General features: G+C 66.3%; 12 protein-coding genes. 4 read left to right on the top strand and 8 right to left on the bottom strand.

Going from position 1 to position 9,403, the window contains the following annotated elements; all coding sequences use genetic code 11:
* On the bottom strand, nt 1–459 hold a 459-nt coding region (locus VGT00_20235; protein ID HEV8533761.1), incomplete at its 3' end, for a hypothetical protein.
* 138 nt (nt 460–597) lie between these two features.
* Between VGT00_20235 and VGT00_20230 the strand changes: the two genes are divergently transcribed.
* The 3 genes from VGT00_20230 (at nt 598) to VGT00_20220 (ending at nt 3,293) form a co-directional block, all read left to right on the top strand.
* Nucleotides 598–924, top strand: coding sequence for an SdpI family protein (locus VGT00_20230; protein ID HEV8533760.1), 327 nt, complete (start codon nt 598–600; stop codon nt 922–924).
* 55 nt (nt 925–979) lie between these two features.
* A complete protein-coding gene (locus tag VGT00_20225) occupies nt 980–2,122 on the top strand; it encodes a cobalamin-independent methionine synthase II family protein (protein HEV8533759.1) in 1,143 nt (380 codons plus the stop codon).
* 85 nt (nt 2,123–2,207) lie between these two features.
* A complete protein-coding gene (locus tag VGT00_20220) occupies nt 2,208–3,293 on the top strand; it encodes an LLM class flavin-dependent oxidoreductase (protein HEV8533758.1) in 1,086 nt (361 codons plus the stop codon).
* A gap of 7 nt (nt 3,294–3,300) precedes the next feature.
* Here the strand turns inward: VGT00_20220 and VGT00_20215 are convergent, their stop codons facing one another.
* From VGT00_20215 to VGT00_20185, 7 genes are all read right to left on the bottom strand, one after another.
* A complete protein-coding gene (locus tag VGT00_20215; protein ID HEV8533757.1) occupies nt 3,301–3,618 on the bottom strand; it encodes a hypothetical protein in 318 nt (105 codons plus the stop codon).
* Between the two features lie 5 nt (nt 3,619–3,623).
* Nucleotides 3,624–4,511, bottom strand: a complete 888-nt coding sequence (locus VGT00_20210) for a VOC family protein (GenBank protein HEV8533756.1) — start codon at nt 4,509–4,511, stop codon at nt 3,624–3,626.
* Between the two features lie 163 nt (nt 4,512–4,674).
* Nucleotides 4,675–4,995, bottom strand: coding sequence for an SCP2 sterol-binding domain-containing protein (locus VGT00_20205; GenBank protein HEV8533755.1), 321 nt, complete (start codon nt 4,993–4,995; stop codon nt 4,675–4,677).
* A gap of 23 nt (nt 4,996–5,018) precedes the next feature.
* Nucleotides 5,019–5,768, bottom strand: a complete 750-nt coding sequence (locus tag VGT00_20200) for an SDR family NAD(P)-dependent oxidoreductase (GenBank protein ID HEV8533754.1) — start codon at nt 5,766–5,768, stop codon at nt 5,019–5,021.
* Nucleotides 5,769–5,771: 3 nt separating this feature from the next.
* Nucleotides 5,772–6,545: an enoyl-CoA hydratase-related protein gene (locus VGT00_20195; protein HEV8533753.1), complete on the bottom strand. Its 774-nt coding sequence runs from the start codon at nt 6,543–6,545 to the stop codon at nt 5,772–5,774.
* A gap of 19 nt (nt 6,546–6,564) precedes the next feature.
* A complete protein-coding gene (locus VGT00_20190) occupies nt 6,565–7,155 on the bottom strand; it encodes a TetR/AcrR family transcriptional regulator (protein ID HEV8533752.1) in 591 nt (196 codons plus the stop codon).
* Between the two features lie 253 nt (nt 7,156–7,408).
* Nucleotides 7,409–8,077 (bottom strand): PilZ domain-containing protein, encoded by a 669-nt coding sequence (locus VGT00_20185; protein HEV8533751.1) that lies wholly within the window; start codon nt 8,075–8,077, stop codon nt 7,409–7,411.
* A 94-nt stretch (nt 8,078–8,171) separates the two neighbouring features.
* On the opposite strand from VGT00_20185, the gene VGT00_20180 reads away from it, so the two are divergent.
* Complete coding sequence (locus tag VGT00_20180; protein HEV8533750.1) at nt 8,172–9,107, top strand: TIGR03619 family F420-dependent LLM class oxidoreductase; 936 nt, start codon at nt 8,172–8,174, stop codon at nt 9,105–9,107.
* Nucleotides 9,108–9,403 lie beyond the last annotated feature (296 nt).

Here is a 9,403-nt window from a genome sequence, read left to right as displayed (position 1 = left end):
CGAGATCTCCTTCGCCCCCGAGGCCTCGAGGGCCTTCCGGGCCATGCGCGGGAGGATCTTGGTCACGGCATGCTCGAGCGTGAGGTCATTGTCCTCGGGTCCGAAGACGCCCCAGTCGACGAGGAAGAAGTCGAAGCCCCGGTCGGTCATGTGCTCGATGAACGAGCCCCGGCGCATGAGGTCGAAGATGTAGGGGCGGCTGATGCCGAGATTGGGCACGAAGAGCAGCGGCGTCTTGACGGTACGCTTCGATTGGTAGCGATAGAGCCGGGACTTGTTCTTGCGGTAGATCTCTTCGCGAGGCGTGGGCCCGATCTCGGGCTCCTTCGGGTTCATGATCATCTCGCTGAAGTGTTTCATGCGCAGGGCATTGCGCCTGAGCTCCTCCTGCCAGCGAGCCACCACCTCTGGAGACATGCCCGGCAAGTCCGGCGCCATCGTGAACATCTCGTCTTTCATGGAATCCCTCCAGCTACCATGCTACTTCGTGTTGACGCCTCGCGTCAACGACCTTTGGCAGTTCCCGAAGAAAAACCCACCATCCATCAAGGATCACCATGCGGGCGCTATGATAGCATCCAGTTCCGGAGACACGAGATGAGCAGCCAACCGTTCTTCATTCCCGCCGTGATCATCCTCCTCTTCGCCATTCCGCTCATCCTCGGGCTCATACCTCGCGACCGGGCCTACGGCATCCGGACCGGCAACACCCTGTCGGATGACCGCACATGGTGTGCCGTGAACCGCTTCGGTGGGTGGGCACTGCTGGGCGCGAGCGTACTCTATCTGGGAGTCGCGATGATCTTTCCATGCTCCGCATCCGCGGGAACCGCGCTCCTCCCGTGGTCTCTACACCTGGCGGCCTTCGTGGGACCTCTGCTCCTCAGCGTGGTGTTCATCCGGCGGTATGTGAAGAATCCGTAGGGAAGCCGCCTCCGATGGCACTCGCCGGATACTTGTGGTATTGAAATCGCCACCGATGCAACGGAGCACCGATCGGATCCTGACGACCCACACGGGCAGCCTGCCTCGACCCGATGAGCTGACCCGCACGATGTTCGCGAAGGAGGAAGGCGTCCCCGTCGATCCCGCGGCCCTGGCCGCGGGAATTCGCTCGGCCGTCACCGAGGTCGTGCGCAAGCAAGCCGACATCGGCCTCGACATCATCAATGACGGCGAATTCAGCAAGCCGAGCTATGCGACCTACGTCAAGGACCGGCTCGCGGGCTTCGAGGGCGCCAGCCATCCGCTCCAGTACCGCGACCTCGTGGACTTTCCCGGCATGGCCCGCCGTGTCTTCGGGGACCCTGGCCGCGCGCGACGCAAGACCCCCGCGTGCACCGGCCCCGTCGCCCTCCGCGACCCGGACGCGGCCCGCGCGGATGTGGCCAACCTCCAGGCCGCCCTCCCCCACGTCGCCGCTCGCGAAGGATTCCTGACTGCCGCCTCTCCCGGCGTCATCTCCCTCTTTTTCCACAATGACCACTATCCGAGTCACGAGAGCTATCTCTTCGCCATCGCGGAGGCCATGAAGCACGAGTACGAGGCGGTGGCCGCGGCGGGATTCGTCCTCCAGGTCGACTGTCCCGATCTCGCGATGGGACGCCATATCCAGTTCGCGGACCTGAGCGTCCAGGAATTCCGCAAGATGGCGCGGCTGCACCTGGCGGCGCTCGACCACGCGCTCGCCAAGGTGCCGCCGGACCGGGTGCGCCTGCACCTCTGCTGGGGTAACTACGAAGGCCCGCACCATTACGATGTCCCGCTGGCCGACATTCTCGATCTCGTGCTGGCGGCCCGGCCGGGCGCCGTCTCCTTCGAGGGCGCCAACCCGCGCCACGCCCATGAGTGGCGCGTGTTCGAGAAGGTCAAGGTGCCGGACGGCAAGCTCATTATCCCCGGCGTCATCGACTCGACGACCAATTTCATCGAGCACCCGGCCCTGATCGCCGAGCGCATCGAGCGCTACGCGCGCCTCGCCGGCCGCGAGAACGTCATCGCCGGAACAGACTGCGGTTTCGGCACCTGGGTGGGCCAGGCCGCCGTCGACCCGGACATCGTGTGGGCCAAGCTCGGCAGCCTCGCGGAAGGGGCACGCTTGGCCTCGCGGGAGCTCTGGTAGTGGCTCGCAGTTCGAGCTGAGGCGCGGCCGAGGAGCCGCAGGCGACGAGCGCGACGAGGCGAGTGCTGAATTGAGGGAGGCTCTCATGGACTACGGACTGTTCACGATGCCGTCGCACCCGCCCGAGCGCGGCCTCTACGATGGCCACCAGTGGGATCTCCAGCAGCTCCGCTGGGCCGACGAGCTCGGCTTCAGCGAGGCCTGGATAGGCGAACACCACACGGCTCCCTGGGAGCCGCATCCCGCGCCCGATCTGATCGTGGCCCAGGCTCTCTTGCAAACCACGCGCATGCGCATCGGGCCCGGCGGCTTTCTCATGCCCTACCATCACCCCGGCGAGCTGGCCAACCGCGTGGCCATGCTCGACCATCTCGCGCAAGGGCGGCTCAACTTCGGAGTGGCGGCGAGCGGCCTGCCCAGCGACTGGGCCATGTTCAACGTGGACGGCAACTCGGGTCAGCACCGCGAGATGACGCGCGAGGCCCTCGACATCGTCCTGCGCCTCTGGAGCGACGAGCCCGAGTTCGATTTCAAGGGCAAGTACTGGCACGTGACCAAGACAGGAACGATGCTCGATACGCTCCGGCCCCACATCATGCCGTTTCAGAAACCGCACCCCCCCATTGGGGTGGCGGGGGTGAGCAAGGGGTCCGACACTCTCAAGCTCGCGGGCGAGCGCGGCTTCTGGCCCATGAGCCTCAATCTCAATCCTGCCTACGTGGCGAGCCACTGGGATTCCGTCGAGCAGGGGGCCGCACGTACCGGGCGGACGCCGAAGCGTTCGGATTGGCGGCTGGTGCGCGAGGTCTTCATCGCCGACACCGACGCCGAGGCCATGCGGCTCTCCGCGGGCGGCATGATGGGCCGCATGATGCAGGAGTACTTCCTGCCCCTCCTCGCCTCGTTCGGCTTCACCGAGTTCCTGAAGCACAAGCCGGACGTGCCCGACTCCGACGTGACGCCCGAGTACTGCGCTCGCCACAACTGGATGGTGGGCTCGCCCGCCACGGTGACCGAGCGGCTCCACGCGATCTACGAGGAGGTCGGGGGCTTCGGCACGCTTCTGCTCTTTTGCTTCGACTACTCGGAGAATCCGAAGGCGTGGCGCCACTCGATGGAGCTCTTGGCCCGCGAGGTCATGCCGCGCTTCAAGGATCTCGTGCCGAAGTAGGACGCGGTCAGAGGGACTTGCGCCGGGCGCCGAAGAATCCACCCTTCGGCCGCGCATGAGCGTGCCAGTGGTCCGGGATGTTGCGCATGTGGTCGTCCACGTAGTACTCGCCCATCTCGGTCGTGGCCACATCGTGGAGCCGCGCGCGCATGTGCTCGAGATGCTCGGAGGGCGGCGTCTGGCCGTGCCAGCGCCAGACCACCATGGGCACGTCGCACACATCGCACTCGGCGATCCAGCACACCTCGTCCTCGTGATACCAGTGGGTCATGCGGACGGCGCGGCAGAGATCACAGCCGTCGACCCGGGTGAGCTCTGAGGTCACCGCGACTACGCAGGCCCCGCGAAGCCGATATACGTTCCACACGCGTGCTCGGGGGGAACCAGCATGGCCTGCTCGCCGGTATTCCGGACGCCGCGCGTGGGAGGCGGCACGCCGTGGTCCGCCATCCAGCGCGCGGCGGCCTCCATGCTGCTCGTCCGATACAAGACCTGAAATGGCCCCGGGCCGCGCCGGCTGAGCGCATCGGCGGCGGGTCCAGGCTCGGCGGGCTGCGCCACCGTGAGACCGGTGGGGCCGAGATCGAACACGGCCATGTCGGCCTTGATGACGGCGCCACGCTGGATGGGCGGCACGGACATGCCGAGCACCTGGCTGTAGGCCTTGGCGGCGGCCGCGACGTCGGGGACGGCGATGTAGACCCGCTCCGTCCGGAGAACGCCGTTGGGATGGTTCCCGGCCCGGGGCAACTGCGCCCGTCGCTCCGCGAGCGGCGTCAGATGCTGAATGAAGAGAATGGGGAGCGGGTGATCCGGGCCGAGCACCGCCATCTTCCACCTCAGCTCGTGTCCGGCCGGAGTCCGGCGACCACCCTCGCTGGGCTCGCCGACCTCGACGCCGCGCCGTCGCATGGCCGCCACATCGGCGCCCAGATCGTCGCTCTGCACGATGACGAAGCGGAGCCCGTCGCCATGGGAGAGAAACTCGAGCAGACCGCCGCCGGGACCCGAGGATGACAGGTATTCCTGACGATCGCGCACGCTCATCAGCTCGAGATAGTCTTCCTCGTGATAGGCGATGGCGTTGTGCGTCCCCCGGCCGGTATGGACGCCGCCCGGATAGATGTTGAACCCGAGGCGTGTGTAGGCCTCGAGGCCCTGCTCCAGATTGGCGACGCAGATCATGACGTGATCGATGCGGGTCAACACGGATTGCATGTCCTCCTGGGCAAAGAACGTTCCGCTTCGAGCACCGGCCTCGCCGGCGCAGTTCTCAGATTGCTCGCCTCGGACGGCGGGGCCCCAGCCCCACGACGTCCTGCGGCTCGCCCTGCGTCGGGGGGAGGCTTCGGAAGGGGGGCGGAGCCCCCCTCCGAGCTATCTAGACCTGGAAGAGGCTCCCCATCTTCATGGCGAAGCCCATGTCGCCCTTGAGCTTGAGCTTGCCCGACATGAAGGCCGTCTGGCCGTTGAGCTTGCCGCTGATCATGTCCAGCCAGTCCTGCGCGGCCATGGTGATGGTCAGGTCGGCCGCGGCCGCGGGGCCGGTGTTCACCGTGCAGGTGCCGTCCTTGATCACGGCATGCCAGGTGCCGCCGCCGTCGCCGCCGATCTCGTACTGGATGGTCTTGTTGACCCCCGTGGCACTGGCGGGCTTGAACTTGGTCGGCATCAGGTCGAAGGTCTCTTTGACAGTCGGCATATAGGTCTCCTTGAGAATCCGATCTAGAAGGTGAACAGATCCATCCCGCCCGTCACGGTGAGCACGGCTCCCGTGATGTAGCGGGCGCGCTCCGAGCAGAGGAACGCGATGGCATGGGCGACGTCCTCGGGCCGGCCTTCGACCTGCATGGCCACTCGCTTCACCATTCGATCATAGAGCGGCGAAAGGTTGGCGTTGGGTCCGATGATCCCGGGCGCGATGACATTGGACGTGACATTGTAGCGCGCGCCCTCCAGAGCCACGGACTTGGCGAAGCCCACCAGACCCATCTTGCCCGTGGAGTAGGCGGCTTGCCCGAAGCCGCCCATGAGGCCCGCGATGGAGGCCATGCAGATGATGCGTCCCCACTTGCGCTCCCGCATGCCCGGAAACACGGCCTTGGTCACATTGTAGGTGCCGGTGAGATTGATCTGGAGGTTCATGTCCCAGTCGGCGTCCTGCATGTCCTTGAGCTGGCCCATGGTGTAGATGAAGCCCGCATTGTTCACGCAGATGTCCACGGGGCCGACCTCGGACTGGGCCTTGGCGATGACCTCGGCCAGCTGCGGGCGATTGGTGATGTCGGCTTCGTACCCGCGCGCCGTGCCCCCCTGGTCGCCGATCTCCTTGGCCGTCTCCGCGGCGCCCTGGGCATTGAGGTCGAGGACGATGACCCGACAGCCCTCGGCGGCCAGCGCGAGGCAGTCGGCCTTCCCCAAACTCCGGGCGCCGCCCGTGACGAGGGCGACGCGGTCCTTGATTCCGAGATCCATGGCCTACTTGCCCTTGAACTGGGCGGGCCGCTTCTGGAAAAAGGCCTGAATACCCTCGCCCGCGTCCTCGGTCTTCAAGACCTTCTCGAAGGCGCGCAGCTCGATCTCCAGGGCTTGATCGATGGGCGCCTGGATGCCGTCGTCGATCGCCTCGATGATGAGCCGCGTGGCGATGGGCGGGCGCTTGACGAGCTCGCGCGCCAGCGCCTTGGCGTCAGTGAGCGTCTCGCCGTCCTTGGCCAGGCGATTCACGAGTCCGATGCGGTAGCACTCTTCCGCAGAGATCTGGGTGCCGAGGATCAGGTGCTCGAGGGCTCGTCCCCGTCCCACCAGTCGCGGAAAGCGCTGGGTGCCGCCATAGCCTGGAATGATCCCCAGGTTGGACTCGGTCTGGCCCATCCGTGCCGACTGCTTGAGGATGCGGATGTGGCAGGCCATGGAAATCTCGCACCCGCCGCCCAGAGCATGGCCATTGATGGCCGCGATGACGGGCTTGGGAAAGCGCTCGATGCGGCGGAGCACGGAGTTGCCGAAGCGGATGAAGGAGGTCACGTCGGGCCCGGAGAAGGCCGAGCCGAGATCCGCGCCCGCGCAGAAGATCTTGTCCCCGGCGCCCGTGATGATGAGGCACTGGACGGCGCCGTCCGACTCGATCTCGGACAGCACGGCGTTCAGCTCCTTCATCAACGCTTCGCTGATCGCGTTGGCGGGCGGGCGGTTCAGAGTCACGACCGCGAAGGATTCTTCGCGCTCGAGCTTCATGGTTTCGTACGGCATCAACGATCTCCTCTCTGATTCACCCTTCGGGCGACACGGCCACACCCTGGAGAAAGATCTCGGCGACCGCGGGAGCGGTGTCGGTGAGCTGGTAGCTGCGCTTGCCGAGCACCCAGGAGGTCGCCATCTGGTCCATGGCGCCGAAGAGCATCTTGGTGGCGATCTTGACGGGCAGATCCTGGCGGAACCGGCCCTGGGCCACGCCCTCCTCGAGCACGGAGCCAATCAGGCCGAAGTAGGCGCCGATCTCCTGACTGGAGGCGCCGCGGAAGAACTTCTGGCCCTGGCGGAGCTCGACCTGCACCACTTCCGCCAGCTCGGGGTTGTCCTCGAGCATGCGAAAGTGCAGCGCCACGAGCCGTCGCACCTTGGCGATGGCGTCGGATTCATCGGCGATGGCCTTGCGCAGGCTGCCCACGAACTCCGCCATCTTGTCCCGGAACAGGGTGACGAGGATGTCGTCCTTGGTCTTGAAATAGAGATAGATGGTGCCCGCGGCGATCCCGGCCTCGCGCGCGATGTCGGAGACGCGCGAATTGTAGTACCCCCTGCGGGCGAAGACCCGCACGGCGGCCTCAATGATCTGCTGGGGCTTGTCTGGATCACGCATGATGGCTGACTGAACCGCCGTTCATTCTATGCGCGGTCACCCAAACAGTCAATCCGGTTTCCGATTAGGCGTCTGTCTAAGTAATTCCCCTGACCTCGCGAGAAGGAGTGTTTCGCTTCGAGCGCGGGCTTCGCCGGCGCAGTTCTCAGATTGCTCGCCTCGGACGGCGGGGCCCCAGCCCCACGACGTCCTGCGGCTTGCACTGCGTCGGGGGGAGGCTTCGGAAGGGGGGCGGAGCCCCCCTCCGAGCTACCTAGCGGCGGGCGAGCAGCGAATCGACGAACGAGCGGAGGCGAACGAAGTCGTGGAGCGAAAGATTGGCGAAGACAAGGACGGCGCCACGCGCGTCCACTTCCCAGACCACGGCGCGGACCTGCATGGGCCCCTGCCCGTCCTTGGGCGTGAAGGTGGTGGCGACCATGTCACCAGGCGTGAGTCTGCTCTCCGTGGTCACCCGCGCGCCCACCGTGGAGAGATCTATGGTAAGGCCCTTGGTCGTGGTCTCGTGCCCCTGGACCTGAATCGGCAGCTCGAGGCCGACACGCTCGGCGCGCCGGCGGAGATCCCAGGTGGGCACGAAGGCCTTGACCTTCTGGGCCGCATCCGGCGGCAGGGTGCCGAAGTCGACACCGATGCCCCCCGGATCGCGGCGGACCACTTCCGCCGTGACCTCGAGCTCACCCGCCTCGCGGGGCAGGGTCACCCGGAGCTTCACCGTATCACCTACCACGACGTCGGTATTCACGCGAAGCTTCATGCCGGAGAGGCTGACGTCGATGACCTCGCCCGTGACCAACCGCCCGTCCGAAGACTGGATGATGGCGGGCCACGGAACGGTGACGCGCGGATTTCTCCGGCGCTCGCGCGTGGTGGGTGGCTCGGCACGATCACCCTGAGGCCCGGACTTCGTCGAAGGGCTCATAGCTCAGTACCCTGACCGTGATCAGGGGTCCTGTCAAGCTTTCGGGCGGGACCCTTCTTGACCCTTGGGAGGGCGGCGCGTACGATGCGCCCCAATGACCATCAAGTACCGCATCGGGATCATGCCGGGCCCGTGGCCAGCGGGCAAGGACGGCGGCGAGTTCCTCTTCACCCTCGGCGACTTCTGCGAGAAGTCCGACATCGATTCCATATGGCTCTCCGATCGCCTCTCCTCGCCCACGCCGGTGCCCGAGGTCATGACCTCGCTGGCCGCCATCGCCGCGCGTACCCAGAAGCTCAAGTTCGGGCCGAGCGTGCTCGTGCTGCCCTACCGGACACCAGTGGTCGCGGCCAAGGAAATGGCCACCATCGACTGGCTCTCACGCGGGCGGCTCTTCCCCGCCGTCGGGGTGGGCGTCGAGCTCCCGCGCGAGTTCGACGCTTCGGGCGTGCCTTTCAAGGAGCGCGGACGGCGGACGGACGAGGCCATCCGTATTCTTCGCCTGCTCTGGACACAGGACGAGGTGTCCTATCAGGGCGAGTTCTTCAAGCTCGATCGTGTCACCATCTTCCCCAAGCCCTGGCAGAACCCGCCGCCCATCTGGATCGGCGGCAAGAGCGAGGCCGCCCAGAAGCGCACGGGGCGCCTGGGCGACGGCTGGATCCCGTCCTTCATCACGCCCGAGGAGTTCCGTGTGGGCGTCCACAAGGTCCAGGAGTTCGCGGCCGCCGAGAAGCGGGAGGTGCCCGAGGACCACTTCGGCACGCTCATCAACTTCACGGTGGCGCCGAGCGAAGCCGAAGCCCTGGCCGTCGCCCAGCCCTACATCCAGCGCAACCGCGTGGACGAGGCGACCTTGCGCGCCTGTGCGGCCTTCGGCCCCATCGAGGTCCTGGCCGCTCGCATCGAGGAGTACGTCATGGGCGGCTGCTCCAAGTTCATCCTCCGCCCCCTCTGCCCATCTGACCGCATGCTCGACCAGCTTGGCATCGCGGCCGAGCACGTAGTCCCCGAGTACCACCGCCGCTAAGTAACTCGGAGGGGGGCTCCGCCCCCCTTCCGAAGCCTCCCCCCAAAAAAGAGATTGCGCCGGCGAAGCCGGCGCTCGAAGTGGAACATTCTCACCGGCGAGGCTTGGAGATTGCTCTGACCCTACGCCAGGCGGTTGGTGTGCTAACCGCTAGCTACGGCCGAGGATGTCGGCGAGGAGGGCGGGATCGATGTTGCCGCCCGAGAGGACGACACCGACGCGGGAGCCCTTGGGCATGGGCAGCTTGCCCGCGAGAAGAGCGGCGGCAGGGACGGCCCCGGTGGGCTCGACCAGGA

The organism is Candidatus Methylomirabilota bacterium (assembly GCA_036002485.1).
Lineage (GTDB): Bacteria > Methylomirabilota > Methylomirabilia > Rokubacteriales > CSP1-6 > AR37.
Note: the sequence above shows the minus strand (reverse complement) of the source record. Positions and strands in the feature narration are given on the sequence as shown.

Coding starts and splice junctions, on each gene's coding strand:
- VGT00_20220 (HEV8533758.1), top strand. CDS start 2,208: ATGGACTACGGACTGTTCACGATGCCGTCGCACCCGCCCGAGCGCGGC.
- VGT00_20185 (HEV8533751.1), bottom strand. CDS start 8,077: ATGAGCCCTTCGACGAAGTCCGGGCCTCAGGGTGATCGTGCCGAGCCA.
- VGT00_20205 (HEV8533755.1), bottom strand. CDS start 4,995: ATGCCGACTGTCAAAGAGACCTTCGACCTGATGCCGACCAAGTTCAAG.
- VGT00_20180 (HEV8533750.1), top strand. CDS start 8,172: ATGACCATCAAGTACCGCATCGGGATCATGCCGGGCCCGTGGCCAGCG.
- VGT00_20230 (HEV8533760.1), top strand. CDS start 598: ATGAGCAGCCAACCGTTCTTCATTCCCGCCGTGATCATCCTCCTCTTC.
- VGT00_20195 (HEV8533753.1), bottom strand. CDS start 6,545: ATGCCGTACGAAACCATGAAGCTCGAGCGCGAAGAATCCTTCGCGGTC.
- VGT00_20190 (HEV8533752.1), bottom strand. CDS start 7,155: ATGCGTGATCCAGACAAGCCCCAGCAGATCATTGAGGCCGCCGTGCGG.
- VGT00_20210 (HEV8533756.1), bottom strand. CDS start 4,511: ATGCAATCCGTGTTGACCCGCATCGATCACGTCATGATCTGCGTCGCC.
- VGT00_20200 (HEV8533754.1), bottom strand. CDS start 5,768: ATGGATCTCGGAATCAAGGACCGCGTCGCCCTCGTCACGGGCGGCGCC.
- VGT00_20225 (HEV8533759.1), top strand. CDS start 980: ATGCAACGGAGCACCGATCGGATCCTGACGACCCACACGGGCAGCCTG.